Source organism: Pseudomonas oryzihabitans NBRC 102199, assembly GCF_000730625.1.
Lineage (GTDB): Bacteria > Pseudomonadota > Gammaproteobacteria > Pseudomonadales > Pseudomonadaceae > Chryseomonas > Chryseomonas oryzihabitans.
On the sequence record NZ_BBIT01000002.1, the window covers coordinates 789,033 to 815,066 of the forward strand.

The 26,034-nt window shown below is 69.4% G+C and carries 22 protein-coding genes; 4 read left to right on the forward strand and 18 right to left on the reverse strand.

What is annotated here, in order from left to right:
• The first annotated feature begins 24 nt into the window (after window positions 1–24).
• The 3 genes from POR01S_RS05070 to POR01S_RS05080 all read left to right on the forward strand — a co-directional run bounded on the left by POR01S_RS05070 (window position 25) and on the right by POR01S_RS05080 (window position 2,550).
• Window positions 25–1,365 carry a tetratricopeptide repeat protein gene (locus tag POR01S_RS05070; protein WP_042134178.1) on the forward strand — a complete coding sequence of 447 codons (1,341 nt, stop codon included), beginning with the start codon at window positions 25–27 and terminating at the stop codon, window positions 1,363–1,365.
• A 76-nt stretch (window positions 1,366–1,441) separates the two neighbouring features.
• Window positions 1,442–1,849, forward strand: a complete 408-nt coding sequence (locus POR01S_RS05075) for an antitoxin Xre-like helix-turn-helix domain-containing protein (RefSeq protein ID WP_042134181.1) — start codon at window positions 1,442–1,444, stop codon at window positions 1,847–1,849.
• A complete protein-coding gene (locus POR01S_RS05080) occupies window positions 1,843–2,550 on the forward strand; it encodes an RES family NAD+ phosphorylase (protein WP_042134183.1) in 708 nt (235 codons plus the stop codon). Before POR01S_RS05075 ends, POR01S_RS05080 begins: the two co-directional genes overlap by 7 nt.
• Before the next feature lie 6 nt (window positions 2,551–2,556).
• Here POR01S_RS05080 and POR01S_RS05085 read toward each other — a convergent pair whose 3' ends face one another.
• From POR01S_RS05085 to POR01S_RS05100, 4 genes are read right to left on the reverse strand one after another with little or no spacing between them, the layout of a single operon-like run.
• Window positions 2,557–3,924 (reverse strand): glutamine synthetase family protein, encoded by a 1,368-nt coding sequence (locus tag POR01S_RS05085; protein ID WP_042134185.1) that lies wholly within the window; start codon window positions 3,922–3,924, stop codon window positions 2,557–2,559.
• A complete protein-coding gene (locus POR01S_RS05090) occupies window positions 3,921–5,321 on the reverse strand; it encodes an aspartate aminotransferase family protein (protein ID WP_027599327.1) in 1,401 nt (466 codons plus the stop codon). Before POR01S_RS05090 ends, POR01S_RS05085 begins: the two co-directional genes overlap by 4 nt.
• A gap of 40 nt (window positions 5,322–5,361) precedes the next feature.
• Window positions 5,362–6,117: an SDR family NAD(P)-dependent oxidoreductase gene (locus tag POR01S_RS05095; RefSeq protein WP_027599326.1), complete on the reverse strand. Its 756-nt coding sequence runs from the start codon at window positions 6,115–6,117 to the stop codon at window positions 5,362–5,364.
• Window position 6,118: 1 nt separating this feature from the next.
• Window positions 6,119–6,895, reverse strand: coding sequence for an SDR family NAD(P)-dependent oxidoreductase (locus POR01S_RS05100; protein WP_042134187.1), 777 nt, complete (start codon window positions 6,893–6,895; stop codon window positions 6,119–6,121).
• A gap of 85 nt (window positions 6,896–6,980) precedes the next feature.
• On the opposite strand from POR01S_RS05100, the gene POR01S_RS05105 reads away from it, so the two are divergent.
• Entirely contained in the window at window positions 6,981–7,877 is an 897-nt protein-coding gene (locus tag POR01S_RS05105) for a LysR family transcriptional regulator (protein WP_042134189.1), read from the forward strand.
• Window positions 7,878–7,882: 5 nt separating this feature from the next.
• Here the strand turns inward: POR01S_RS05105 and POR01S_RS05110 are convergent, their stop codons facing one another.
• The 14 genes from POR01S_RS05110 to POR01S_RS05175 all read right to left on the reverse strand — a co-directional run bounded on the left by POR01S_RS05110 (window position 7,883) and on the right by POR01S_RS05175 (window position 25,989).
• A complete protein-coding gene (locus tag POR01S_RS05110) occupies window positions 7,883–8,494 on the reverse strand; it encodes an RraA family protein (RefSeq protein WP_042134191.1) in 612 nt (203 codons plus the stop codon).
• Window positions 8,479–9,264 (reverse strand): IucA/IucC family C-terminal-domain containing protein, encoded by a 786-nt coding sequence (locus POR01S_RS05115; protein WP_042134193.1) that lies wholly within the window; start codon window positions 9,262–9,264, stop codon window positions 8,479–8,481. The genes POR01S_RS05110 and POR01S_RS05115 overlap by 16 nt, the downstream gene beginning before the upstream one ends.
• Window positions 9,255–10,052, reverse strand: a complete 798-nt coding sequence (locus POR01S_RS05120; protein WP_042134196.1) for an ABC transporter ATP-binding protein — start codon at window positions 10,050–10,052, stop codon at window positions 9,255–9,257. Before POR01S_RS05120 ends, POR01S_RS05115 begins: the two co-directional genes overlap by 10 nt.
• Before the next feature lie 10 nt (window positions 10,053–10,062).
• Entirely contained in the window at window positions 10,063–11,094 is a 1,032-nt protein-coding gene (locus tag POR01S_RS05125) for a FecCD family ABC transporter permease (protein ID WP_042134198.1), read from the reverse strand.
• Window positions 11,084–12,085 carry a FecCD family ABC transporter permease gene (locus POR01S_RS05130; protein WP_042134200.1) on the reverse strand — a complete coding sequence of 334 codons (1,002 nt, stop codon included), beginning with the start codon at window positions 12,083–12,085 and terminating at the stop codon, window positions 11,084–11,086. Before POR01S_RS05130 ends, POR01S_RS05125 begins: the two co-directional genes overlap by 11 nt.
• Window positions 12,082–12,999 carry an ABC transporter substrate-binding protein gene (locus POR01S_RS05135; RefSeq protein WP_042134202.1) on the reverse strand — a complete coding sequence of 306 codons (918 nt, stop codon included), beginning with the start codon at window positions 12,997–12,999 and terminating at the stop codon, window positions 12,082–12,084. The genes POR01S_RS05130 and POR01S_RS05135 overlap by 4 nt, the downstream gene beginning before the upstream one ends.
• A complete protein-coding gene (locus POR01S_RS05140; protein WP_042134205.1) occupies window positions 12,989–14,839 on the reverse strand; it encodes an IucA/IucC family protein in 1,851 nt (616 codons plus the stop codon). The genes POR01S_RS05135 and POR01S_RS05140 overlap by 11 nt, the downstream gene beginning before the upstream one ends.
• The gene (locus POR01S_RS05145; RefSeq protein WP_042134208.1) at window positions 14,836–15,612 is read right to left on the reverse strand and encodes an HpcH/HpaI aldolase family protein; all 777 of its coding nucleotides are present in this window, start codon (window positions 15,610–15,612) and stop codon (window positions 14,836–14,838) included. The genes POR01S_RS05140 and POR01S_RS05145 overlap by 4 nt, the downstream gene beginning before the upstream one ends.
• The gene (locus tag POR01S_RS05150) at window positions 15,606–17,447 is read right to left on the reverse strand and encodes an IucA/IucC family protein (RefSeq protein ID WP_042134210.1); all 1,842 of its coding nucleotides are present in this window, start codon (window positions 17,445–17,447) and stop codon (window positions 15,606–15,608) included. Before POR01S_RS05150 ends, POR01S_RS05145 begins: the two co-directional genes overlap by 7 nt.
• A complete protein-coding gene (locus POR01S_RS05155) occupies window positions 17,444–18,850 on the reverse strand; it encodes a DHA2 family efflux MFS transporter permease subunit (RefSeq protein WP_042134212.1) in 1,407 nt (468 codons plus the stop codon). Before POR01S_RS05155 ends, POR01S_RS05150 begins: the two co-directional genes overlap by 4 nt.
• Window positions 18,847–20,055, reverse strand: a complete 1,209-nt coding sequence (locus POR01S_RS05160) for a type III PLP-dependent enzyme (RefSeq protein ID WP_042134214.1) — start codon at window positions 20,053–20,055, stop codon at window positions 18,847–18,849. Before POR01S_RS05160 ends, POR01S_RS05155 begins: the two co-directional genes overlap by 4 nt.
• Window positions 20,048–21,820 carry an IucA/IucC family protein gene (locus POR01S_RS05165; RefSeq protein WP_042134216.1) on the reverse strand — a complete coding sequence of 591 codons (1,773 nt, stop codon included), beginning with the start codon at window positions 21,818–21,820 and terminating at the stop codon, window positions 20,048–20,050. The genes POR01S_RS05160 and POR01S_RS05165 overlap by 8 nt, the downstream gene beginning before the upstream one ends.
• 70 nt (window positions 21,821–21,890) lie before the next feature.
• Complete coding sequence (locus tag POR01S_RS05170) at window positions 21,891–23,264, reverse strand: diaminobutyrate--2-oxoglutarate transaminase (RefSeq protein ID WP_042134218.1); 1,374 nt, start codon at window positions 23,262–23,264, stop codon at window positions 21,891–21,893.
• A gap of 328 nt (window positions 23,265–23,592) precedes the next feature.
• Window positions 23,593–25,989, reverse strand: a complete 2,397-nt coding sequence (locus POR01S_RS05175) for a TonB-dependent receptor (protein ID WP_042134219.1) — start codon at window positions 25,987–25,989, stop codon at window positions 23,593–23,595.
• Between the last annotated feature and the right edge of the window lie 45 nt (window positions 25,990–26,034).

Below are 26,034 nucleotides of genomic sequence, written 5' to 3' on the forward strand. Positions count from 1 at the left end.
CCGTTCCGTTAGTCCAGGTTGAAGATGCCTTCCTTTCCCACCGACCGCTACGACCTTCTACTGTCCACCCCTTCCACTCACGCCGCCGAGCGCTACCAGGCCGGTGTCGACCTGCTGCTGTCGCTCTGGCCCGGGGCGGCCGAGGCGCTGGACGAGGCGATCGCGGCCGATCCTGATTTCGCGCTGGCGCTGGCAACACGGGCGCGGCTGCAGCTGATCGACAACCAGGCCGGCGCGGCCCGGGAGACCATCGCGCGGGCGCAGCGGCTGGTCGAGCGGCTTGGCACGGAGCGCGAGCGCAGCCATGTCGAGGTCCTGCGGCGACTGATCGGCGGGGAAGGCGCGCGGGCGCTGCAGGGCGCGCTGGAACATGCCGAGCGCTGGCCACGCGACATCCTGATCCTTGGCCTGCCGCTGGGGGCCTTTGGCTTGCTGGCGTTTTCCGGGCGGGCCGATCATAACCAGGCGCGGGTCGACCTCTGCGAACGCCATGCCCGCCATTTCGCCGCGGACGACTGGTGGTTCCTGACCTACCGCGGCTGGTCCCATGGCGAGAACGGCGATGTGGTCCGCGGTCGAGTGCTCACCGAGCGGGCGCTCGAGCTGCGCCGCCACAACGTCAATGCGGCCCATGCCCTGACCCATGTCCTGCACGAATCCGGCGACAGCCAGGCCACGCAGGCCCTGATCGCCGGCTGGCTGCCCGAGTATCCGCGCCACGGCACCCTGCATGGGCATATCGCCTGGCATGGCGCCCTGGTGGCCCTGGAACAGGGTGACAGCCAGGGCGCGCTGGACCTCTATCAGCGCTTCGTGGCGCCGGCGGCGTCCACCGCCGGCCCGCTCAATCGGGTCAGCGACAACGCCTCCTTTCTCTGGCGCCTGGGACTCTATGGCCATGAGGTGCCCGCCGAGCTCTGGCAGGCCACCGCCGCCAGTGCGGAGGGGCTGTTCCAGCAACCGGGACTGGCCTTCGCCGACGTCCATATGGCGCTGATCGCCGCAGCGATCGGGGATCGTCTGGCGGTGGAAGCCCGTATCGCTGGACTGGAAAGCCGCCTGCGCGACGGCGGCCTGGCCGCCGGACCGGTAGTCCCCCTGCTCTGCCGCGCCCTGCTGGCTTTTGCCGAGGAGGACTACCCAGGTTGCGCCCGGCTGCTGGAACCGCTGCGCGGGGACGTCGCCCGCATCGGCGGCAGTGGCGCCCAGCGCGAGGTCATCGAAGACACCCTGCTGGTTGCGCTCATGCGCGCCGGGGAGCACGCCAAGGCGCTCGCCCTGCTGGACGAGCGTCTGCATCGACGGTCCTCGCGGCGGGATGAGCAATGGCGGACGGCATTGGAGAGTCGCAAGCGCGACCACTAGAGAAGACGAGACCGACGGACTTTATCTGCAGACACAATATTGATATATTTAAATCTGCAGATTGAGGAGCATTGCCATGCTACAGGCGGCCATCGCGACAGCTGACTTTTCGAAGAGCCAAGGTACCGTTGGCCTCAGGACAGCGCTCAACATCCTCGACAGGTGGCAGGCCTCCAGCGAACAAAGCTGCCGCATCCTGCGTATCTCACGCAGCACCTATGCGCGCGCACTGCAGAAGGATCCGGCGTGGTCGGTCAGCCTGGATACCGATCAAGTGCAACGTATCAGCCTGGTTCTGAACATTCATTCCGCCTTGCGCGTGGTCTTCGACAATCCGGAAAACGTCTATGGCTTCGTCGCCATGGGCAACCACAACGACTTCTTCAATGGCCGGTCGCCCCTGGAGATCATGGCCCAGGGCGATATGATCGCCCTGTACGAAACCTTCCGGCGTATCGACGTGCTGCGAGGTGCAGGGTGGTAAAGCTGGAGGATCTGCCGCTGCTCAAGGGCGCGCCTCTGCAGGGACACCGGCTGGTCAACTCCAAGTTTCCACCCATCGCTCTATTCGATGACGTAGCCGATACCGAAGATTTCGAAACGCTCTACCAACTCCAGGCGCTGACCAACCCGCGTCTGCAGAACGAGCTGGGACGTCTGGAGCTGATCCCGCGTGACCAGATTCCCTTCGGCATTCCTGGCTGTTCCTATGCAACGGCCCCCTTCACCCACGTCAACCCTGCAGGTACACGCTTCAGCGATGGCAGCTTCGGCGTTCTTTATCTTGCCGATCACGCCGATACGGCGCTGGCCGAGGTTCGCCATCACCAGGAAGCCTATTGGTCGAAGGTGCCGACGCTGAAGTACGAGCGCTTCGTCTTCCGCAATCTGACGGTGAGCTTTTCCGACCAGGGACTGCGCGACGCCCTGGTGCTGGACGCCGCCGATCCCATCTATGAGCCCGACGACTATGGTGCGGCGCGCAGCCTGGGCGCCGCCGCCAAACGCACTGGCTGCCCGGGGCTGCGCTATCGCTCGGTACGCCGTGCCGCGGGTCATTGCTGGGCGCTACTGACTCCCCGGCTGGTCACCGCTGTCATCCAGGCGGCGCCGGTCGAGATGATCTGGAACGGCGGCATCATCGCCATCAACCGCATCACCGCCGTGCCGGGCGAGGCTGGCTGACCGCCCTCACGCGTGGGTCAGATACCAGCGCCAGTCCTGCTCGCCCACCTCGGCCATGAATTGCCGGTACTCCGCGCGCTTGATGGCGAGGTACACCTCGATGAAGCGCTCCCCCAGTGCCTCCCGGATCCAGCTGGAGCGCTCCAGCGCCTGTAGCGCGGTCAGCCAGTCGGTGGGCAGGAAGTCGGTGGCCTGCTCGTAGCCATTGCCGACAGTGGCCGGCCCCGGATCGCGTTCGTCACGGATGCCTTCATGGATGGCGGCGAGGATGGCCGCGGCCGCCAGATAGGGATTGGCATCGGCGCCACAGATGCGGTGCTCGATGTGGCGACCGCTGGCCGGACCGCCGGGTACGCGCAGGGACACGCTGCGGTTGTTGACCCCCCAGCTCTTGGCCAGCGGCGCATAGCTGTTGGCCTGGAAGCGGCGGTAGGAGTTGGCGTTGGGACAGAAGATCGCCAGGGCATCCAGCATCCGGTGCTGCATGCCACCGATGGAGTGGCGCAGCAGCGGCGTGCCCTGAGGGTCTTCGCTGGCATAGAGGTTGTTGCCCGCGGCGTCGGCGAGGCTGACGTGCAGGTGCAGGCCACTGCCGGCCTGGTCGCCGAACGGCTTGGCCATGAAGCAGGCCTGCAGGCCATGACGGTTAGCGACCCCCTTGACCAGGCGCTTGTAGCGAATGCCCTCGTCGATGGCCTGAAGGGCATCGACGCGGTGCAGCAGGGTCAATTCGAGCTGGCCGGGGGCGTATTCGGAGATGGCCGTGCGCACCGGCAGGCCCTGCACCTCGCAGGCGGCGTAGAGGTCGTCGAGAAAGGGCTGCAGCTGCTCCAGTTCGTAGACCCCATAGACCTGCGGCGAGCCGGGTCGTACGCCATTCATCTGCAGCGCCGGTTGCGGCCGGCCCTGGGCGTCGCGGGTGCGGTCGAGCAGATAGAACTCCAGCTCCACCGCCATCACCGGCTGGAAGCCGTCGGCCTGCAGCCGCTCGATCACCCGTACCAGGGCATGCCGGGGATCGGCGGGGGTGGCCGGCAGGCCCTGGGTCGGGTGCATGCTCACCTGCACCTGGCCGGTCGGGGTGCTGCGCCAGGGTTGCAGGGTCAGGCTGCCGGGCAGCGGATAGGTCCAGCAGTCGACATCGGCGACCTCCCAGACCAGGCCGGTGGCCTCGACGTCCTCCCCCTGCAGGGTCAGCGCCAGGATGGAGCTGGGCAGCGGCCGGCCCTCCTCGTAGATGGCCAGCAATTCGTCACGGTGCAGCAGCTTGCCGCGCGGCACGCCATTGGCGTCGATCAGCATGAGTTCGATGCTGCGCACCTCGGGGTGGGCGGCGAGGAAGTCACGGGCTTCCTGGGCGTCGGCGAAGTTCATGGCTGACACTCCCGGGCGCTGGGCAACGCCAGGAGCTCGCCAAGAGCCTGGTCGAGGGTGGCCAGCAGGCGGTCGACGTCCGCCGCTTCGAGATCCGGGCAGCACAGGGTCATGTTGTGGAAGGGGGTGATGAGGATGCCCCGGTTGATCAGGTAGAGGTGCAGCGCCTGCTGCAGGCTGTCGTGGAAGGCGGCTTCCGCCTCGGCGCCGGTGGTGGGCGGCGTGGCGCAGAATTGGAATTCGCAGCGGGCGCCCAGCTCCGTCACCGACCAGGCCAGGCCATGGCGGGCGATCACCTCGCGCAGGCCGGCGGCCAGTCGCGCCGCCAGCGGCAGCATCCGTGCATAGGCGGCCGGGGTCATGACCTCTTCCAAGCTGACGCGCAGGCAGCGCATGGCCAGGGCATTGGCCGACAGCGTCGTGCCCATGCCGCTGTGCCCATGGCCGTGGCTGGTCTCGCTGGCATGCTGCTGCGCCAGGCGCATGGCCTGCGCCATCTCGTGGCTGCAGCCATAGGCCGAACAGGGCACGCCACCGGCGATGGGCTTGCCGAAGGTGATGAAGTCCGGCTGGAGATTCCAGGCACGGGTGCAGCCGCCGGGACCGGTGGACAGGGTATGGGTCTCGTCGATGATCAGCAGGGTGCCGTACTGCCGGGTCAGGGCGCGGACCTGCTCCATGAACCCCGGGGCGGGCAGCACCATGCCGATGTTGGTCATGGCCGGCTCGCAGATCAGCGCGGCGACGTCGCCTTTCGCCAGTGCCGCCTCCAGCGCCGCGAGGTCGTTGAAGGGCACCGCCCGGCTGGTCTCGGCCAGGTTGTGGGCCTGGCCGATCAGGCCGCCGCGGTGCACGGTACGCCCCTCCTGATGGCGCACCATGACATCGTCGACGGTGCCGTGATAGCAGCCGTCGAACACCAGCAGCATCTTGCGATTGGTGATGGCGCGCGCCCAGCGGATGACATAGCGGTTGGCATCGGTGGCGGTGGTCGCTACCTGCCAAAATGGCAGGCCGAAGCGCTCGGCGAGCAGTTCCCCGGCGACCACGGCATCCTCGCCGGGCAGCATGGTGGTGAGTCCGCGGGCGCCCTGCTCGGCCAGGGCCCGGGCGATGGGCGCCGGTGAATGGCCGAACATGCTGCCGGTGTCGCCCAGGCAGAAGTCGATATATTCGTGGCCATCGACGTCATGGAAGCGCGAGCCCTGGGCATGGCTGACGAACAGCGCACTGGGCATCGACCAGTCGTTCATCCAGTGCATGGGCACACCGCCGAACAGCGAGTGCCGGGCGCGCTCGGCCAGGGCCAGGGACTTGGGATTGCGCGCCAGGAAGCGCTCGCGTTCGGCCGCGACGAAGCTCTGCACGGCGGCTTCGCTGATACCACTGGTGGTCATTTCGGACTCCTCTTGGGGTGGAGGGCGAATCGGCTCGGGCTCAGTGCCCGGCCGAGACGCCGCAATCGATGGCCAGGTCTGCGCCGGTGATGGAGCGGGCGGCGGGTTGGCACAGGAAAAAGGCCAGCTCGGCGACCTCCTCGGGCTGGATGAAGCGCGCCGCTTCACCTTGCGGATACTTGGCCAACAGGTCCTGCAGGTAGGCGGCGGGATTGCCGTCGCCATAGCGCTCGGCCTGAAAGCTCAGCATGGGCGTCGCCACATCGCCGGGGGAGATGCTGTTGCAGCGCACCCCGCTGGGCGCCAGATCCAGGGCCAGGGCCTTGGTCATCAGGGTCACCGCCCCCTTGCTGGCGCAGTAGACGGCGGCATTGCGATTGCCCTGGCGACCGGCATCGCTGCTCAGGTTGACGATGGCGCCCCGGGTGTCCCGCAGCGCGGGAATGGCCGCGGCGCAGAGAAAGAAGCTGGCCTTCAGATTGACGTCCAGCACCAGGTCGAAGTCTTCCTCGCTGAAGGTCTCGGCTGGGCCTTCGCGCCAGACACCGGCGCAATTGACCAAGGCGTCGAGCCGACCGAGGCGGTTGAGGGCGCTGGCGACCACCTCCCGGCTGGCGCTGGCCTGGCGCAGGTCGGCGGCGTGCTGGCCGGCAAGGCCACCTTCGGCCTCGAGCGCCGCCAGGGCCGCGCCATCGAGATCGGTACCGAAGACCCGCCAGCCGGCCTGCAGAAAGTGCGCACGCACCGCCTGGCCGATGCCCCCCAAAACCCCGCTGATCAGCACGACTGGCTGCATGTCAGGCCCCCTTGTTTTCGATGCGGCTGTTGCCACCGTCCACCACTAGGTATTCCCCGGTGATGTAGCTGGCCTCGGACGAAGCCAGGAAGGCCACCGCCGCGGCGACCTCGGCGGGACGACCGGCGCGGCCCACGGGCACCCGGGTCGCGGCCTGCAATTCTTCCGGCAGGCTGGAGGCGGTCTCGATCCAGCCGGGCGCCACGGCGTTGACCGTGATGCCCTGCCCGGCCACCTCCAGCGCCAGACTCATGTTCATGCCGACCATGGCCGCCTTGGCCGCGCTGTAGGCCGCGGCCTGCGGAATGCCCGCCCGGGTGCCGGTGGCGGAACTGACGTGGACGATGCGGCCATAGCCGCGCGCCTGCATGCCGGGCAATACGGCGCGGGTCAGCAAGAAGGCCGTGGTCAGGTTGCGCGCCAAGGTCAGATTCCAGTCGGCCAGAGTCATCCGCGCCACCTCGACCAGGGGCTCGGGACTGCCCTGCATGGCCATGCCGGCATTGTTGACCAGGATGTCGATACGGCCCCAGCGCGCCTCGGCCCACTGGCAGAACTCGCCAACGGCCGTCTCCTCGGTGAGATCCAGCGCCCGGCCTTCGGCGGTGAAGCCGGCGGCGCGCAACTCCGCCACCCGCTCGGCGATCCGGGCGCTGCTGGCGGTGACGATCAACCGCGCCCCCGCCGCGCCCAGGCGCCGGGCGATCGCCATGCCGATACCGGATTCGCTGCCGGCACCACTGATCAGGGCCACCTGGCCCGCCATCGACTCGCTCATGTGGCTGTCTCCGTTGTGGTCTGCTGGACTCTAAGCCGGTCTGACTGATACAAAAAGACGATCGTTATCAACGAAATTGACAACCATGGCCTTTACCAGCGAAGCGCTCCGGGTCTTTCTCGCCGTGATCGACGAGGGCTCCTTTTCCGCCGCGGCTCGCGTCCTGGGGCGGGTGCCCTCCGCGGTGAATATGGCGATCTCCCAACTGGAAGCCGAGCTGGACCTGGTGCTGTTCGATCGCGCCACCCGGAAGGCCTTGCCGACCCCCGCCGCGCGCGCCCTCGAACCCCAGGCGCGGCAGGTGGCCAGCCAGCTCACGTTGCTCGACGCCCATGCCCTGCAATTGCACGCAGGCCTTGAGCGGCGCTTCGTGCTGGTGATGGCGCCGGAGTTGCAGACCGGCGCCTGGAGCCGCCCGCTGGTGACCCTGGCCGAGGAATTTCCGGCCTTGGAAATCGAGATCCGCTCGGCCGCCCGCGCCGAGGCGATCCGCCTGCTGCACGAGGGCAGCGTGGACATGGCGCTGATCTTCGAGCGCCCGGGCATCAACGCGCTGGAAGGTTTCGCCGAGGCTGGGAGCCAGTTGCTCACAGCGGTGGCCGCGCCCGGCTATCCCGCCTCCCGCCAGGATCGGCCACTGGGCGAAACGCTGATGGCCGATACCCGCCAGATCGTGGCGGCCGGGGGCGACCGTAATGCCTCGGACCCGCAGATCGTGCTGTCGCAACGGGTCTGGCTGACCGACAGCTACCTGGCGACGCTGGACCTGGTGCAGGCCGGGCTGGGCTGGGCCTATCTGCCCCACCCGCTGGTGCGGCCGCTGATCGCCGCCGGCCTGCTCGAGCAGGTGCAATTCGACAACATGGCCAGCCAGATCCGCCGCTGGATCGACGTCATCTGGATCAAGAATCGCCCCCTGGGCCTGGGCGCGCGCCGCTACCTAGAGTTGTTGCGCGAGCAGATCGGCACCAAGCCGGAATAGCGGCTTCAGCGCCCTTCGGTCAGCCGCTGTAGCAGCTGCGCGCGCCGTGCCTGGTCCGCGGCCTCCTTGGCCAGCGCACCGGGCAGCAAGGCTGCGGCCCGCGCGGGCGACAGGACGAACAGGCCATCGTCGTCTCCGAGGGCCAGGTCACCGGGGCAGACGCGGGTCTCGCCGAGCTGCAGTTCGACGTTCAATTCGCCCAGCGCCTCGCCACCCTGGGTGGTGACGGCGCTGATACGGCGGTGGAAGACCGGCAGGCCGAGTTGACGAAGCGCCTGGACGTCGGTGATGGCGCCATTCACCACCACGCCGGCCAGGCCCTTGATCAAGGCGGCCAGGGTGCGCAATTCGCCCCAGCAGGCGCAGTGGGGATCGCCCACGGCCTCGATCACCAGGACGTCGCCCGGGCGACTGGCGATCAGAGCCTCGCGCAACAGGGCGCCATGGGGTAAGGGAATGCGCGCCGTCACCACCCGGCCCAGCAGACGCGTATTGGCCACCACCGGCATGAGTTCGGGCAGATAGCCCGTGCGCCCGAGATGGCCCAGGGTCGAGGCGGCTACCTCGGCGTACCCGGCGATCAGTTCGGCCGGCAGCTCGCTCAGGGGGCCGGGCATGCGGCCTCCCGGGGGCGGATCAGCGGGCAGTTGCTGCAGTATTCGGCGGGCGCCGTGGCCTGGTAGTAGAAGCAGCAGGTGCGCCGGAAGCGAACGGGGCGCCCAAGGGTATTGGCCGTCGCAGGCCGGCGGAACTGCGCCAGCGGATTGGTCTCCAGCCCAAGTTCCGCCGGCGTCGCCGCCAGCAGCCAGGCGAAATCCTCGGCGCAGCGGGCGCGAATGGCCGGATCATCGAGTTCGGCGAGGCGCCGGTCGTACAGCGAATAGAGCCGCACCGCGGCGTTCTCCCAGAGGATGCGGGGCGAGACGCGGCCAACCCGCGCCAGAGTCTCCCAGAGCGGCCGCAGCAGCTCGCCGAACAGGGTGCGGGCCAGTAGTGCTCGGGCCGTGGCGTGATCCTCCAAGGCGGGCAGCGGCCGGGTATCGCTCAACGGCAGGGCCGATCGCCAGCGCCCCTGGACGTGGCCATCCTCGATCCAGACATTGCCCGGCGTCAGGTCCAGGCACCGGTCATAGGCCGACAGGGCCTGGAAGGCCACCCCGGTGGTGAGAAAGCCCAGCCGTTTGGTCAACAGCGACGCCGCGACCCGCCGGGTAGGCGCTGCCATCCGCTCCGCCAGGTCGTCGAGCAACTCGGCGCAGCGTGCGGCGTCCAGCCAGGCGGCCACCGGCTGGCTGTGCTGCCCGTCGCGCTCACTGGCTTCGCGCAGGCCGAAGGTGGCGCGCAACTCGTCCCGCTGGGCGCTGTCGAGGGCGGGCCTCAGGCACATGGCGGTACCTCGCGACCAAAGGGAATGCACAGCGGCGTGCCGAAATAGGGATCGGCGATGATCCGGCATTCCAGGGCGAACACTTCCCGGACCAGGGCTTCCGTCAATACCTCTGCGGGTGCGCCCTGGGCGAAGGCACGACGCTGATGGACGGCGACCAGGTGATCGGCGTAGCGGCAGGCGAGATTGAGATCGTGTAGCACCATGACGATGGTCTTGCCCTCCTCCCGATTCAGCTGACGTAGCAGGTCCAGCACCTCGATCTGGTGCGCCAGGTCCAGGTAGGTGGTGGGCTCGTCCAGCAGCAGGCAATCGGTGTCCTGGGCCAGGGTCAGGGCGATCCAGGCGCGTTGGCGCTGACCGCCGGAGAGGTCGTCCACCGGCCGCTCCGCCAACGCCAGCAGGTCGGTGAGGCGCAGCGCCTTGTCCACCGCCGCGGCATCGTCCGCCGACCATTGGCGCATCCAGTTCTGGTAGGGATAGCGGCCCAGGCTCACCAGTTGCCGCACGCTTATGCCCTCGGGCGCCACCGGGGTCTGTGGCAGGACCGCCAGTTGCCGGGCCAGGGCGGCGGTGGACTGCCGGTGGATGTCCTGGCCGTCGAGCAGCACCTGGCCCTGGCGCGGTTCCAGCAGCCGGGCGCAGGCCTTGAGCAGGGTGCTCTTGCCGGAGCCGTTGCTGCCGATGAGAACCGAGACACGCCCCGGCGATAATTCGAGGTCGAGGGCCTCGATGATGGTCTGGGTGCCGTAGCCGAGGGTCAGGCCGCGGCTGGCCAGGGTTGCCATGAAGACTCCTTCAGGGACGCTGCCGGATCAGCAGGTAGAGGAAAAAGGGCGCCCCCAGGGCGGCGACGAAGATGCCGGCCGGCAGATCCAGGGGCAGGAACAGGGTACGACCCAGGAGGTCGGCGAGCATCACCAGCAACGCCCCCGCCAGGGCCGCCATCAGCGCCTGAGCGGCGAAACCCGCGGGCAGCAGGCGGCGGGCGATATGGGGCGCGATGAGCCCGACGAAGGCGATGGCGCCCCCCCAGGCGATGGCGACGCCGGCCAGGGCCACGGCCAGCGCCAGCAAAGCCGCGCGCTGCCGCTGCAGGCGCACCCCGAGGCCGCGGGCCAGGTCGTCGTCGAGTTGCGCCAGCACGGCGTGGCGCGCCAGGGCCGCCAGCGGCAGCAACAGGACCAGCCACCACAGCCCCAGGGCGCGCACCTCCGGCCAGCTGGCGCCATAGACGCTGCCGGTCAGCCAGACGTAGGCGGACAGCGTGGTGGTCAGCGGACTGAACACCAGCAGGAAGGTGGTGGCCGCGGCGAGCATGGCCGACACCCCTACCCCCACCAGCACCAGCCGCAACGGCGAGGCGCCATGGTTCCAGGCCAGGCCATAGACCAGCAGCGCCGCCAGGCCCGCACCGAGCATCGCGGCCAGCGGCAGAGCATGGGGCCCCAGGCTGCCGGCCAGAACCGCCAGATAGAAGACCGCCCCGGCGCTGGCGCCACTGGTGATGCCCAGCAGGTCCGGCGAGGCCAGGGGATTGCGCACCAGGCCCTGCAGCAGCAGGCCGGACACCGCCAGGGCGCTGCCGACCAGGGCGGCCAGCAACGCCCGCGGCAGGCGCAGCTGCATGACGATGAAGCTCAGGCCGCCATGCGCGTCGTCGGCCAAGGCGGCCAGCACCTGGGTGGGCGTCAACCAGACCTTGCCCAGGCAGAGGCACAGCAGCAAGGCCGCCAGGGCCACCAGCGCGGCGACGGCGAGCCGCCCCAGGGTGGCCGGGGCCAGGCGGCGGGAGAAACGGCCGAGCCGCCAGACGATCTCAGCGGCCATGACGGCCTCCTCGACGCGCCAGATGGATGAAGAAGGGCCCGCCGAACAGCGCGGTCATGATGCCCACGGGTACCTCCTGGGGCAGGATCACCACCCGCGCCAGGCTGTCGGCCAGCACCAGCAGCAGGGCCCCGCCCAGGGCGCAGCCGGGGATCAGCCAGCGATGCTCGTGTCGCGCGCGGGCCAACAGCCCGCGTACCAGGTGCGGCACCATCAGGCCGATGAAGCCGATGTTGCCAGCCAGGGCCACGGCGCTGCCGGCCAGGCAGATCACCAGCACCCCGGCCAGCAACCGGATCAGGCCGATGGGCTGGCCCAGGCCACGGGCCAGGTCGTCACCGGCGACCAGCACATCGAGCTGCCCGGCCAGGACCCCGGCGGCGGCCAGGGCCAGCAGGCTGAACACCAGCAGGGGCGCAGCCGTGGCGAGGTTGCGCTCACCCACCGAACCGGCCAGCCAGAACAGCACGCTGTCCAGGCCTTCCTGGTTGATCACCAGCAGCGCCTGGCTGAAGGCGGTAAACAGGGCCGCCAGGGCGGCGCCGGCCAGCACGATGCGCAGCGGTGTCAGGCGCGCCTGGCCCCGGTTGCCCAGGGTCCAGACCAGGCTGCCGGCCACCGCCGCGCCCAGCAGCGCGCAGAGTATCCAGCTTTCGGTGCTGGACAGCCCCAGCAGGGTGATGCCCAGCACCAGGGCGAAGGTGGCGCCGGCGTTGATGCCGAACAGCCCCGGCGAAGCCAGGGGATTGCGCGTCATGGCCTGCATCAGGGCGCCGGCCACCGCCAGATTGGCACCCACCACCAGGGCGACCAGCAGGCGCGTCAGCCGAGTGGTGTTGACCAGGGTGGCGTCCAGCCCCAGCGAGGGATCCTGCACCAGGGCCGCCACTACGCTAGTGGGCGCGATCCAGCGGGCGCCCACCGAGAGACTCAGCACGGCGATCAACGCCAGGGCCAGGGCGAGCAGCAGCAGTCTGAGGGGTGCGCTCATGCGGCCCCCTGTTCGGCCAGGACGCGCTGGATGTCGTCCAGCAGCAGATTCGCCGCCAGTATGCCGCCGCCCAGGCTCCAGGCCACCCCATCGACCCGCCAGACCTGACCGCGCCGGGGTGCGCTCAGGCGCTGCCAAAGCGGATGCTCCACCAGACGCTCGTAGTTGCGCTGCACCGCGGCCTGGTCGGCGCGCAGGAAGATGAAGAAGACGTCGGCCTCCACCACCGGCAGGCTTTCCCGGGAAGTCAGCTTGATCGAGGGCGCGGTGCTGCCCTGGCTGGCCGCCGGCCAGGCGAAGCCCAGCTCGCTGAGTACCCGCCCGGCGAAGCTGTCGGGCAGATAGCTGCGCAGGTGATCGGCGCGCACGTCCAGCACCGCCACCGTCGGCGGCCACTGGGGCCCGTAGTGCCGTTGCAGTGCCTCGCGCAGGTGGGCGATGCGCGCCTGCCAGGCCTGCAGCAGGGCCGTGGCCTCCGCTTCACGCCCCGCGGCGGTGCCCAGGGCCAGTAGGGTCTGCTTGAATTCGAAGACCTCCTCCAGCATCACCACCGGGCACAACTGCTGCAGCAAGGGTGCGATCCGGCCATGGCGAAAGCGCGAGGCGACGATCAGGTCCGGCGCCAGCAGCGCCAGGTCCTCCAGACTCGGCTGGGTTTCCAGGCCCAGCGAGGGCACCCCTGCCAGCGCCGGGCGCAGGTAGCGATAGACCGGTTTCTCGCTCCAGGACTCCACAACCCCGCAAGGCCTGAGCCCCAGGGCCACGGCGCTGTCGGTGGCGCCCTGGAACAGCGTGGCCACCCGGGTTGGCTGCGCGCGGGCCACGCCCGGCTGCAGCGCCAGGCCGGTGGCGAGCACGCCGCCGAGCCCGAGCAGGCGGCGGCGGGTTATTACAGAGGAAACACTAGGGGGCATGGCTCACCTGATGAAAGGGATTGACCACCCTGCCCTTGCCGAACGGCATGCTGCCGGGCCCACCGGCCCGCTCGATCATCGGGCGCAGCAGCCACTTCTGCGGCCAGTCCGGTGCCTCGAACAGCGTCTCCCGAAGCAGTGCCCGAGCCTCGGCGTCGAAGTCCAGGGCTGCGATGCGCTCCTCCAGCACCTCGCGCAGCAGCGTCCAGGCGGCGGTCAGCGGGACAGCGTAGCAGCTCGCGACGGTCTCGAAGATGGCCCTGAGGTTGACTTGGATGCCCAGGGTCTGGAACCAGAACAGCAGGTCGCGCGGATGCTCGTGATAGAGCGTCTGGGCATGACCGGGCTTGATCCGGTACTGCGGATCGGCCAGCCCCTGGCGCTCCAGCCAGGGCACGTACAGGCGCAGGGAATCGTGGTCGCGTAGCAGCAGACCCTGGATGCGTCCGGCGCGCCAGACCAGCACGGCGTTCTGCCCGTGCACCTCGCCGAGCAGGCCGAGGCGGAACAGCCGCAGGTTGAGATCGATGAAGCTGTGGCACAGCTCACCCAGCAACAGCTGGACATTGGCCGGGGTCGGCGCCAGCGCCCGGGCCGCGAGCCAGTCGTCGAAGAAATGCCGACGGCTGCCCGGCAGTGGCGTACCGAGCGCGGCCATGGGCAGCAGGCGGCAATCGGGATCGGCCAGCAGCGCCGCGGGATAGCCGCGCACCATGGCCGATAGATGCCGCGGTGCCTCGTCGAACAGGGTCGCTGCCGGTGGCATGAAGGCCCACCAGCGAGACTCGTCGCACAGGTGCAGGCTCTCGGCGAGCACCGGGTCCAGGGCGCGCGCCTGGCGCAGCAAGGCTTCGCTGCGCGAGCCGTTGATCATCTTCACCGCCGGCAGGTAGCGCGAGGCGCCCAGGGAATGCACCGCCATGGGCAACTTCAGCTGGGTCACGCCCGCGCCCTCCTCCATCAGCATGGATCGCAGCGACGAGGTCGCGTGGCAGCGAGCGCCGGCGTAGTCCAGCTGCTGGCAGACGCCGCTGGCGAAGGCCTCGTCCAGCCGACCCGGCAGACCCTCGGCGAGTTGCCAGGGGTGTACCGGCAGCGCCACGTGAGTCGCCGCCAGGCCGCGCTGCTGCAATTCGGCCTGCAATTCGGCCAGCGCCGCCGGGGTCAGCAAGTCGGCCCCCGGTCCCTGGGAAGCGGCCGCCACACCCTCTCCGCACAGCAGCTGATCGCGGCGCACCGCGACCCAGGCCAGGCGCACGGGTTGGCCGAATTCGGCCTGGTAGGCCTGGTAGTCGGCGTCGCTCAGCCCCAGCTTGGCCTTGGCCAGGGGGTGATAGGGTCGATCCCGCAGAGCCGCCCAGCGTTCCAGTTGCAGGAAGGCGGCCTTACCGTCGCCCTCCAGCAGCGGACCCGGGACCAGGGGTTGTTCCAGGGACAGCCGGGTCTGCCGCAGACTGGTGGCCAGGGTCTCGCGCAACAGCGCGATGCCCCGCGCCTGCTCTGGATCGGCGGCCACCTCGGCGAACACCAGGGTGACGAAGGCATCCGGCGTGAGGGTGCTCCAGGCGTCGCCCTGGCGCGCCAAGATCGGCGTACCGGGCACCTTCACCCAGGCCTGGGTAATGCCCGGGCGCACCCGCGCGGCGATGAAACGCTGCTCGCGGGAATCGCAGCAGCACTCCCAGAGGCGCTCCTCCGGGGCGGCCGGCTGCAGCGCGGCGGGATGTTCCGTGGTCGCGGCCGCCAGGGTCACAGGCATGGGGGCGAAGACGTCTTCGGCCAGCAGGCAGTCGAACAGGTCCTGCAGGATCAGGTCGGTGGCGAGGGTCTGGGCGTTCATGGGGATTCTCCGCAGGAATGGGCGGTCAGGCGGGCCTGCAGGGCCCGAAAGGCGATGCCGCGCTCGTCGCCGAGCACGAAGGTGGTGACGCCCCGGGCGCGCCAGAGGTCGAGGTCCTCCGGCTGCCGGGGGATGGCGCAGTAGGGTGTGCCCTGCCGCTGGGCGGCGGCCCAGGTCTGGCGCAGGGCTTCCTGCACCTCGGGATCGGCGAGGCGCCAGGGGCGGCCGAGGGACTGCGACAGGTCCGCCGCTCCTTCGAGCAGCAGGTCCACCCCGGGCACCGCGGCGATCTCAGCCGCCCGGGCGACGCCCGCGGCGCTCTCGATCATGGCGACTATCAGGATCTGCGCATTGGCGCGGTTCACGTAGTCGGCCAGGCTGGTCTTGCCGAAGGAGCCCGGGCGACCGGCGTTGAGGCTGCGCTCGCCCTCCGGGTGGTATTTGCAGGCGCGCACCGCGGCGGCCAGCACCGCCGGGTCCTCCACGCAAGGCAGCACGATCCCCTGGGCCCCGGCATCGAGCAGGCGCAAGAGGCGCTTGGGCTCGGCATCCGGCACCCGCACCAGCGGCGTGAGGTCGTAGCTCTCGGCGGTGCGGATCATGTTCTCCAGGGTTTCCGGATTGATCAGCACGTGCTCCATGTCGATGATCACGAAGTCGTAGCCGGCTTCGGCGATCAGCTCGATGCTGGCGGGCATGGGCAGCGAGGCGAACAGGCCGTGGCTGGGCGTACCGGCCGCCAGGGCGGCCTTGAGTCGATTGCGCCTCAGCATGCGGCGGGCCGATAGGGATGCAGGGGGTTGGCCACCGCCTTGAAGCGCCGCTCGCCGTCACCCAGCAGGCGCCGCTTGGTCAGCTCCTCCACCTCGAAGGTGGGGGCGAAGACGTCGAACAGCGCATAGCGGTCCCGGTGCTGGGGATGGGCGCGCTGGTAGTCGAGGATGACCGTGGCGGTCGCCTGCCAGAAGTCGGCCTCGGCCAGGGCGAAGTGCTGACGCAGGAACACCGCCAGCTCGCCCAGGGCGATGAAGAAGAAGGCATCGCAGGTGAAGTCGCGCACCGCCGCCACGTCCTCGGTGAGGATGAAGGAGTTGCGGTTGATCCGCGCATGGCTCGCCGGCAAGGGCTCCAGGGTCGGGCGCAATTCCGGGCGCGCCAGATGGCGCTCGGCGTAGCGCACACCATCGTGGAAGTCCTTGAGGGCGATGCGCAGCGGCCAGCCGTCGCGGTGGATCAGCACGATATTCTGGCCATGGGACTCCATGCCGATGCCTTCGGCATGGAGCATGTGCATGAGGGGCGTCACCGTGACCCTGAGCAGCTGCCGCAGCCAGGCGTCGAGGCCGTGGCGCTCGATCCAGGCGGCGACGAAGGGCCATGGCGCGCCCTGGCCGTAGCGATTCTCCACCTGAGTCAGGCCGTTGAAGGGTACCGCCTGTTCATCCGCGCGCAGATAGGCATGGATGCTCTCGCGCCAGACGGCGCCGAGGGTGCCGTAGACCTGCCCCGCCCGGCTGACCGGCAACGCACGACTGTCGTAGGCGGCGCCGGCGATCTCGCCGAGCACCACGAAGTCCAGGTCGCGGGCCGTGGCATCGGTTGCGATCAGGCGCTGCAGCCAGTCGGTGATGAGTGGGCCGTTGAGCACCGTGTGGCGCGCCAGGATGCGGGTGCTGGAGGTATTGGTCAGGCACATCGCCAGCTTGACGTAGGGCCGCTCGGGCGCGCTGCGATTGGCCAGGGTGCGGATGGACTGCTGGGCCGCGTACTGGTCGCGGGAGGTGCCCAGGTAGAGCAACTCGCCGCTCACCAGTTCGGGCTGAAACAGCGCGGCCAGGTGCTGCTCCCACTGCCAGGGATGCACCGGGATCAACTGGTAGTCGTCCAACGCCCGACCCTGTTCGCGCCACTCGGCGGCCAGGGCCGTCCAGCGCTCCACCCCGAACTCCGCGGCGATGAAGGCCGGAAAGTCCAGGCGGCCGGAGTGCCCCACCGAGGCCCGCGCGCGCGCCAGGGCCAGCCAGACCAGCTGGATCGGCTCGCCGAATTCCGGTCCGTAGCGGCGATTCTCGGCCAGGGAGAAGCCGATGCGCGACTTGTAGCAGGGGTGGTAGCCATGGGCGTCCATGAAGTGCCGCTCCAGGGCGTCCACGTCCAGCTCGTGGGCCGGGCGGGCGGGACGGTAGTCCTGGCGGCGGGACTGCAGATCCTTGAGCAGCGTCTGCTCCAGCTCCTGGACGAAGCGCGGCCACAGCGGCGAGTCGCTCTGCTCGCCGAGCAATTCGGCCAGGGTCTCGTGCAGCGTCGGCGCGCGGCTCCCCTGGGCATCCTGGCGCACTAGCTGCTGCGGATCCAGGCGGATCAGGCCGAAGCTGGCATCTGCGGGCGCATAGCCCAAGTACTGCACGGGTGTGCCATCGGCGGCGGTACCGGCCAGGCGATACGCTGCCAGCCCCTCGGCCAGCGGCTGGACCTCGGCCCTGAGCACCTCTTCGTAGATCAGCGTCTGCAGCAGCTGCGCCACCACGCGCTGCTCGACCTGGCGATAGAGAGCGGCATCGGCGGGCGACGGCCAGGGCTGCGCGGCAAGTGAAAGCTGAGCGGTCATGAGTACCTCCGAACGGAAAGGGGTTGAGCGGCGGGAAAGCGCCAGGCCCAGGGCAGTGCCAGCAGGATGAACAGGCCGGTGGCGATGAAGGCGTCCTGGATGGCGACGCCGGTGGCGGCCTGGCGCGGGCCCCAGCCGGCCGCGCCGCCCAGGCGCAGTTCCAGCCACAGGGAGGCGGCCACCACGGCCACCGAGGACACCAGGCGCCGGGCGATGTTGTTCATGGCCGCGCCCTGGGTGACCTGGGCATCCGGCAGGCTGTTGAGGCCTGCGGTGGTGGCCGGCATGTAGGACAGCCCCAGACCGACGCCCCGCAGCACCATCAGCGCGTAGATCCAGGCGAGTCCGGCATGGCTGCCGACCACACCGAGGGCCAGGGTGGCGAGACCGCTGAGCGCCAGCCCGGTGGCGATCACCCCGCGGGGTCCGCGGCGGTCGAGCAGGCGACCGCCGACCTGGCCGAACAGCGCCGCCGCCAGGGCGGTGCAGAGCAGCGCCAGGCCGGTCCATAGGGCGCTATGGCCCAGCACCAGCTGGACCAGCAGCGGCAGCAGCACCAGGCATTCGAACATGCCCACCGCCTGGACCACGGCGATGATGACGCTGGCCCGATAGCCGCGCAGGGCGAACAGGCGCAGCGGCAGCAGCGGCTGGCTGCGTCGCAGTTGCAACCGGACGAAGACCAGCAGGCACAGGACGCCGGCGGCCAGCGCGAGCAGATTGAGGGGGTCGGCCAGCGCCGCCAGCTCGCGCAGCCGGCCAAGGGTTACCAGCAGCAGCCCCAGGCCACTGGCGATCAGCAGGTAGCCGGCCAGGTCGAAGGGCTTGCGTTCGCGGGGGCCATCCGCGGGCAGCACCACCTGCCCTATGGCCAGGGCCAGCAGGCCCACCGGGACGTTGAGCAAGAACAGGGCGCGCCAGTCGAACACCTCCAGCAGCAGACTGCCGCACAACGGCCCCACCGCCGGCGCCAGCATCACCGCCCCACCCCACCAGCCGGTCACCCGGCCACGCTCCTCCTTGGGATAGACGGAAAAGATGATGCCCAGCGCCAGGGGAATCATCAGGCCGCTGGCTACCCCCTGGACCATCCGCGCCAGCAGCACGCCGGCGATGGAATCGGCCAGGGCGCCCAGCGCCGAGCCGGCGATGAAGGCCAGCAGCCCGAGGCGATAGAGTCGCCGCCGGCCGATGCGCCCGGCGAGAAAGCCGGTCAGCGGCATGGTGATGCCCATGGCTACCATGAAGCCGGCGACGATCCAGCTAGCCAGCAGCGGACCCAGGTCGAAGGCGGCGATGAAGGCCGGCAGCGCCGGATTGAGCGCGGTATTGGCCAGGCTGACGGTGACCGTGCCCAGCAGCACGTTCACCGCCACCCAGACCCGCGGGATCGCAACGCTCACGCCGGGACACTCCCGTTGCCGGCGAGGAACAGCTGCCGCGGGCGCGGATGGCAGAGGAAATCCGCGTGGGAGATGTTGTAGCCATAGGCGCCGGCCAGGGGCATCACCAGCAGGTCGCCGACCCGGACCTCACCCAGCGGCTGGCCGCGGCTGAGGATGTCCTTGGGGGTACAGAGCTGCCCCACCACTGTCCAGGCCTTGCCTCCAGTCGCGGTCGCCCGCCCCTCGCGGGGCAGGTGCAGCACCGGATGATCGTGCCCCTGGGCCACCGGCAGGCGGAACTGGTGGGTCCCGCCGCGACAGACCAGGAAGTGCTGGCCGTGGCTGGTCTTGGTATCCAGCACCTCCATGGCGTAGTAGCCGCAGAAGGCCGCGAGGAAACGTCCCGGTTCGAAGCGGATCAGCGGCGGCTGCGCCTGTTCGGCCAAGCGGGCGCGCAGGTGCCCGCACAGCCGCGCCCAGTCGAATCGCCGGCCTTCGCGATAGTCCACCCCAATGCCGCCACCGACGTTGAGCCGCACCACGCTTTCCGGGCGCCGGGCCAGGCCGCGCCAGTGCGGCCAGCGCTGCAGGTAGAAGTCCAGCAGTTGCAGATGGCGCTCCACCGAGTGCTGGTGCGACAGGGCATGCACATGGAAGCCCTGCAGCTGCAGGTGGCTGGCCGCCTCTACCGCCGCCACCGCGGCGTGCAGATCGGCTTCGTCGAAGCCGAAGGGCGTCGCCGTGCCGGCCATGGCCAGGGTGCTGGTCAGCCCGGCCGGCAATTGCGGATTGATGCGGATGTACACCGGCTGCAGCCGTCCCAGGGAAAGCGCCAGGCGTTGCAGGCGCTGGATCTCGCCGAGGCTCTCCAGGTGGATGGCTTCGACCCCGGCGCTCAGGGCGGTGCGCAGGTCGGAATCCAGCTTGCCCGGACCGGAGAAGATGAACGGCTTGCGCTGCGGGCAGGCGGCGAGGCGATCGATCTCGCCCCCGGAGGAGACCTCGAAGCCGTGCACCAGCGGCGCCAGGGCCGCCAGGACCGGTGCCTCGCTGTTGGCCTTGATGGCGTAGTACAGCTCCACGCCCGGGGGCAATTCGGCCATCAGCGCGGCGACGTGCCGCCGCAGGGCGTCGAGGTCATAGACGAAGGCCGCCAGGGGATCGCCGGACTGCGCCTGGGCCTCCACCAGGGCGGCGCGGACCGCGGCAGGTAGCTCAGCCATGACGCACCTCCGCGCCCCAGGGGCAAGGCAACTGCACGTAGCCGGCGTGGCGATCGGCCTGGGCGGCGAGGCGCACCTTGAGATTGGTCTTGCAGGGAATCGGCTGGCCGGCGATCAGCGCATCCAGCTCGGGCGCGGCGCGTTGCAGGTCCCGGCGGATGGCGATCAGCTCGGCTTCCACCTGCCGCCACAGGCGCGGCGCCAGGTGCGGACGCTCCCAGCTCAGCGCCAGCACCGCCTCGGCGAGGTTGTTGACGAACAGGCAATAGGCGATGCGCCGCCAGCCCTGGTCGCGACTGTAGAGCAACGACTGGCGCACCCGGGGCTGGACGTGGGCGTCCAGGGCCTCGGCGCCGAGGGTATCGGTCAGCTTGATGCCTTCGAAGTCGCGCAGCAGCAGTCGGACGGGCCGACCGTTGTCATGCACCAGCACGCAATTCTGCAGGTGCGGCTCCAGCACCACGCCGTGCTCGAAGAACAGCCGCAGCACCGGCCCCAGCAGCAGCCGCTGGTAGTCCTGGAACCAGGCCAGCCGGGTTTCGTCGCTGACCGGCTGGCTGCCGCAGCGGCTGAGGAAGTCCTGCAGCAGCGGCTGCAGGCGGGTGTCGCGGGCGAACAGGGTGCCGGCCAGCAGGCAGCAGTCGGCGCCATGCTCCAGGCAGAAATTCTCGCGCAGGATGGCGCCGGTCTGCTCGCGGAACCAGCGCTCGTCCTCGGCACTGGCGGCCGGCGGCGCCCAGCTCAGGGCACCCGGCTCGCGCACCATGTCCAGCCCCGCCACCCGCCCCTGCAGGCGCTGCATGAGGCGGTCGACGATCAGGGTGCTCTGCAGTTCGTACCAGGCGTTCTTGCGCACGCAATTGGTGATGCGCACGTTGAGCGAGCCCTTGATGAAGAAGGCATGGCCTGGGCGGTACCAGGTGCGCATGGAGGCGGTGGGACTGGCCAGGGCGCCGCTGGCGCCGAGGTCGCGGATCACCCCCTGGCTGACCAGCGCCTGGACCCGGGGATCGCCGAGGAACAGCTGCGCCTGGACCGGGTGCAGCACGATGCGCGCCCGCTCAGGGGCGGCCTGCGCCTGGTCCACGAAGCCCTGCAGCACCTGGGCGTCGCTCAGGCCGTTGCCGGCCACCTGCAAGCCGGCGCGGGGCACCTCCAGCACGTGCATGGCGGTGCTGGTGTGCAGCTCCGGGGCATAGGCCTCGGCCGGCAGGGGCTCCGGCCAGCGCCGTGCCTTGGGTGCCGGGTGATTGGGATGGCCGAACCACAGCCCCTGCTCGCTGGCCAGGTAGTCGCTGAGCGGCGCGGGATGGCGCGAGACCTGCACGTGGTCGACGATGGCCGCGGTCAGGTGCTGGCTCTGCAGGACCTGCTGCAGCAATTCGCCATTGTGGGCGCCGGCGAGTTCTTCGCAGGCCTCCAGCAGAAAATCGATGAAGGCGGCGAAGTCCGGGCAATGCCAGGCCTGGTTCCCGCGCCGGACATAGATATCGGAGAGATAGCGCTGGCTGCCGAGTTCATCCTGCCGATCGACGACGAGGAAGAACTGGCGGTCGCCGGGAAAGGCGATCAGCAGGGGCACGCCGCCGTCTTGCAACCAGCCGAGATAGTTGGCCGGGGCGATACCGCGCCGGTCTTCCGGCCAGGCATAAGACAGGCACCGCTCCGGCAGGGCGAATTCCTTGATGAGGCAATTCATCAGGGCGTGGGAAGACGCCAGCTCGCTGACGATGCGGGAAAGCAGCGTGGATTCTAGAGAAGTCATGGCAGTGTCCAAGAGGTTGCGCGTCCCTGCGGGCGATCCGGTGTCACGGCACTCGGGTGGTGCCTTGTGCTCAGCCACGGGGCTCGGCCAGGGCCGCCACGAGGGCCGCCTCCAGGCGTTCGAGCAGCACCAGGCAATGGCTTTCCTGGAGGATCAGCGGCGGCAGCAGCCGCACCACGTTGCCGTCCCGGCCGCCGCGTTCGAGCAGCAGTCCCTGGGCGAAACAGTGGCGCTGGATGGCCGCCGCCAGGGCGGGATCGGCCGGCAGGCTGCCGAGCGCATCCGCCGCGCCACCCGCCTCGACGATTTCCAGGCCCAGCATCAGCCCCAGCCCGCGGACATTGCCGATCGCGGGGAAACGCTCGCGTAGCCGCTCCAGATGGCGCCTGAGCCAGCCCCCGAGCTGGGCCGCATGGCTGACCAGGCCGTCGCGCTCGATGACCTCCAGGGTGGCGAGCCCGGTGGCCATGGCCAGCTGGTTGCCGCGGAAGGTGCCGGTATGGCCACCGGGCTCCCAGGCGTCGAACTCCCGCCGAATCGCCAGCAGGGCCAGCGGCAGGCCACCGCCCACGGCCTTGGACAGCACCAGGATGTCCGGCTCGATGCCGGCATGCTGGCAGGCGAACAGCGCGCCGGTGCGGCCGAAACCGGTCTGGACCTCGTCGACGATGAGCAGGATGCCGTGCTCCCGGGTGACCTGCCGCAGGGTCCGCAGCCAGGCCACCGGTGCGGGATTGACGCCGCCCTCCCCCTGCACCGCCTCGACGATCACCGCCGCCGGCCGGCAGACGCCGCTTTCCACGTCGCCGAAGAATCTTTCCAGATAGCGCGCCAGGGCCGCGACGCCCTGCTCGCCGCCCAGCCCCAGCGGGCAGCGGTACTCGTGGGGATAGGGCAAAAATTGCACCCCGGGCATCAGCCCGGCCACCCCCTGCTTGGGCGAGAGATTGCCGGTCACCGCCAGGGCGCCGTGGGTCATGCCGTGGTAGCCCCCGGAAAAGGCGACCACGTTGCTGCGTCCGGTGACGCGCTTGGCCAGCTTCAGCGCCGCCTCCACCGCATCGGCACCGGACGGACCGCAGAATTGCAGGCAGTAGTCTTCCGCGCGGCCCGGCAGCAGGCCCAGCAGGCGCTCGCTGAAGGCATCCTTGAGAGGCGTGGTGAGATCCAGGCTGTGCATCGGCAGGCCGCTGCCGAGAAAATCGGTGATGGCCTCGGTGACGGCCGGATGGTTGTGCCCCAGGGCCAGAGTGCCGGCTCCGGCCAGGCAATCCAGGTAAGTCTTGCCTTCGACGTCGGTCACCCAGATCCCGGCGGCCTTGGCGATGGCCAGCGGCAGCTTGCGGGGGTAGCTGCGGACCCTGGATTCGAAGCGCGCCTGGCGAGCGAGAAAGAAGGCGTTGTCGGCTGTTGCGGTATCGCGACTGAGGGATGGTTGAAGCATGGCGTCAGACCTCTGGACGTTTATCTTCGTAAACGATAATCAGTTTCATTCTCATCCTTCAACCGCCATTCCCGAAAAAGATCGAGTCTTTGAAGTCGCGCCACTTTCACCAAAATGCGGGCGATAAAGGGCCCGAACGCCCGGCGGGTCCGCCCTTGAAATCACGTGCCAAAACGCCTGATAGGCAGCTGTTCCCGCTCTGTATGCCGCTCACTCCTGCCGATGAATGACGCCTGAGGGGCCACCGTTCTGCCCCCGTTGGCGATGCGCGGAAGTCGCCCCTGCGCCGGGCGGCGACACGCCTAGCGCAGGGGTGGATAACGCCTGCTCAGAACGCCAGGGTGGTGGAAAAGACCAGGGTCCGCGGCGTGGAGATGGTCAGGCCCGGTTCGCTGTCGTCCGAGGCGCCGGCGGAGGCCCAGTAGCGCTCGTTCATCACGTTTTCCACCGAGGCACGCACGGTCACGCGGGTGGCGTCGACCTTGAAGGCGTAGCGCGCTCCCACGTCGAAGCGATGCCAGGCGTCGATTTCCTTGCTGTTGGCCTGGTCCAGGTACTGGGAGCTGGTGTAGATCCCCCGTCCGGTCAGGGTCAGGCCCGGCACCGCCGGGATGTCCAGTTCGGCGCCGAGGTTGGCATTGAGTCTGGGCGTGGCCGGGGCGCGGTTGCCATCGAAGGAGCCGCCGACGGTGTCCTTGAGTTCGCTGTCGATGTACATCAGGCCGCCGAGCACGCGGAAGCCGGCCAGCGGCTCGCCGAACACGCTCAGCTCCACCCCGTCGTTGACGCGCTTGCCGTTGGGACCGAAGACGCGGCTGGTGGCATTGGTCTCGTAGGCCGGCTGCTTGATGCGGAAGGCGCTGGCGGTCAGGGCCACCGCGCCGAAGTCGTACTTGGCCCCCACTTCCGCCTGGCGGCTGATGAAGGGCGGGAAGATCTCGTCCTCGTTCAGCGCGGTGGACGGCGCGATCTTGCCCTGGCTGAGGCCTTCCATGTAGTTGGCATAGAGCGACAGCCGCTCGGTGGCCTTGAACAGCACGCCCGCCGAGGGCGAGACCTTTTCCTCGTCGTAGGCGGTGGGTTGCTTCACGCCATCGGACCAGTCGTCCACCTTGACCCGCTGCCAGCGGGCGCCCAGGGTGACCAGCAGGCGGTCGTCGAAGAAGCCCAGGGTGTCGGCCAGGGCCACGCCACTGAAGCGGTTCTCGGTGTAGTCCTTGCCGTCGGAGCGGGTCTGGACGCCCGGCGCGGGCAGGTTACTGGGGTTGTACAGGTTGCTCGGCCCACTGGCATAGCGACCGCCGCCGTTCTCGAAGTCCATGTAGAAGTAGTCGGCGCTGACATTGAGTTCATGGCTGACCGGTCCGGTCTGCAGCCATTTGCGCGCGCCCAGGTTGGCGGTGCGCACGTTCTCGTCGCGGGTGAAATCGCGCGGCTGGACGCTGAAATCGCCAGCGTTGTTGGTGATGGAGACGTTGTGGCGGAGGAAGTCGTGATCGCTGCGGCGCGCGCCCACGGCGCCATAGACCATCAGCGAGTCGTCGACGTCGAATTCGCCGCGCAGGGCGCCGAAGGTGTCCTTGGTCTGGGCGCGGGTCCAGCGCTGGGCATAGTTGTGGCGCACGTCGTCGGCATCGGGTACCCGGGCGTTGGCCCCCACCAGCACCCGCTCCTGGGGCGCGTCGGTGTCGCGTTCGGTGTGGCCGAGATCGAGGCCCAGGCGCAGGCGCTCCACGCGATAGTCCAGGCCGAGCACGCCCATCTGGCGATCGACGTGCTGGTGATCCCAGGTGGTGTCGCCCGCTTGCTTGACACCGTTGAAGCGCAGGCCGAAGCGATTGTCCTCGCCGAAGCGACGACCGATGTCCACGGCCCCGCCCACCTGGCTGTCGGACGCGTAGCTGCCGGTGATTTCGGTGATGGGCTGATCGGTGGCGCGCTTGGGCACCACGTTGATGCCGCCGCCGACGCTGCCGCGGGGCGAGATGCCGTTGAGCAGCTGGCTCGGCCCCTTGAGGATGTCGACCCGCTCGGCCATCTCCATGTCGATGGAATAGGTCGGCAGCACGCCATAGAGACCGTTGTAGGCCACATCGCTGTTGAACAGGCTGAAACCGCGGATGGTGAATTGCTCGAAGCGACCACCCGACGGATTGGTGGAGCGCACCGAGGGGTCGCTGGCGATCAGGTCGGTCAGGGTGCGGGCCTGGAGATTCTGCACGGTCTGGGCGGTGTAGGACGTCTGGCTGAAGGGCGTGTCCATGAAGTCGCGATTGCCCAGCAACCCCTGGGAGCCTTGCCGCGCGACCTGGCCACCGGCGTAGGGGGCGTCGTCCGCCTGCAGGCTGGAGGCGACGATGGAGGTACTGGCCAGCTCCTGGACACCACTGTCCTGGGGGGCCGGCGCCAGGGTGAAGTCACGCTCACCCAGCGGCTGCAGCCGCAGCCCTGAGCCGGCCAGCAGCCGGCTGAAGCCCTCCTCCACGCCAAAGTCGCCATTGAGCCCAGCGCTGGCGCGCTTGCCCACCAGTCCCGGATCCACCGCCAGGTTGACGCCGGACTCCGCGGCGAAGCGCGTCAGCGCCTGGGCGAGACTGCCCGCGGGAATCTCGTAATGCCGGCGGGCCGCCTCCTGGGCCAGGGCCGAAGCGGCCCACCAGGGAGTACCGCTCAACGCCACCAGCAAGCCCGTGCGCAGCAACGGACGCAATACCAACGTCACCATCGAATCCCCCTCCTTTTGGTTGTCCTATGCCGTTAATGACCGACA

Coding starts and splice junctions, on each gene's coding strand:
- POR01S_RS05070 (WP_042134178.1), top strand. CDS start 25: ATGCCTTCCTTTCCCACCGACCGCTACGACCTTCTACTGTCCACCCCT.
- POR01S_RS05075 (WP_042134181.1), top strand. CDS start 1,442: ATGCTACAGGCGGCCATCGCGACAGCTGACTTTTCGAAGAGCCAAGGT.
- POR01S_RS05085 (WP_042134185.1), bottom strand. CDS start 3,924: ATGAACTTCGCCGACGCCCAGGAAGCCCGTGACTTCCTCGCCGCCCAC.
- POR01S_RS05090 (WP_027599327.1), bottom strand. CDS start 5,321: ATGACCACCAGTGGTATCAGCGAAGCCGCCGTGCAGAGCTTCGTCGCG.
- POR01S_RS05095 (WP_027599326.1), bottom strand. CDS start 6,117: ATGCAGCCAGTCGTGCTGATCAGCGGGGTTTTGGGGGGCATCGGCCAG.
- POR01S_RS05100 (WP_042134187.1), bottom strand. CDS start 6,895: ATGAGCGAGTCGATGGCGGGCCAGGTGGCCCTGATCAGTGGTGCCGGC.
- POR01S_RS05105 (WP_042134189.1), top strand. CDS start 6,981: ATGGCCTTTACCAGCGAAGCGCTCCGGGTCTTTCTCGCCGTGATCGAC.
- POR01S_RS05110 (WP_042134191.1), bottom strand. CDS start 8,494: ATGCCCGGCCCCCTGAGCGAGCTGCCGGCCGAACTGATCGCCGGGTAC.
- POR01S_RS05115 (WP_042134193.1), bottom strand. CDS start 9,264: ATGTGCCTGAGGCCCGCCCTCGACAGCGCCCAGCGGGACGAGTTGCGC.
- POR01S_RS05120 (WP_042134196.1), bottom strand. CDS start 10,052: ATGGCAACCCTGGCCAGCCGCGGCCTGACCCTCGGCTACGGCACCCAG.
- POR01S_RS05125 (WP_042134198.1), bottom strand. CDS start 11,094: ATGGCCGCTGAGATCGTCTGGCGGCTCGGCCGTTTCTCCCGCCGCCTG.
- POR01S_RS05130 (WP_042134200.1), bottom strand. CDS start 12,085: ATGAGCGCACCCCTCAGACTGCTGCTGCTCGCCCTGGCCCTGGCGTTG.
- POR01S_RS05135 (WP_042134202.1), bottom strand. CDS start 12,999: ATGCCCCCTAGTGTTTCCTCTGTAATAACCCGCCGCCGCCTGCTCGGG.
- POR01S_RS05140 (WP_042134205.1), bottom strand. CDS start 14,839: ATGAACGCCCAGACCCTCGCCACCGACCTGATCCTGCAGGACCTGTTC.
- POR01S_RS05145 (WP_042134208.1), bottom strand. CDS start 15,612: ATGCTGAGGCGCAATCGACTCAAGGCCGCCCTGGCGGCCGGTACGCCC.
- POR01S_RS05150 (WP_042134210.1), bottom strand. CDS start 17,447: ATGACCGCTCAGCTTTCACTTGCCGCGCAGCCCTGGCCGTCGCCCGCC.
- POR01S_RS05160 (WP_042134214.1), bottom strand. CDS start 20,055: ATGGCTGAGCTACCTGCCGCGGTCCGCGCCGCCCTGGTGGAGGCCCAG.
- POR01S_RS05165 (WP_042134216.1), bottom strand. CDS start 21,820: ATGACTTCTCTAGAATCCACGCTGCTTTCCCGCATCGTCAGCGAGCTG.
- POR01S_RS05170 (WP_042134218.1), bottom strand. CDS start 23,264: ATGCTTCAACCATCCCTCAGTCGCGATACCGCAACAGCCGACAACGCC.
- POR01S_RS05175 (WP_042134219.1), bottom strand. CDS start 25,989: ATGGTGACGTTGGTATTGCGTCCGTTGCTGCGCACGGGCTTGCTGGTG.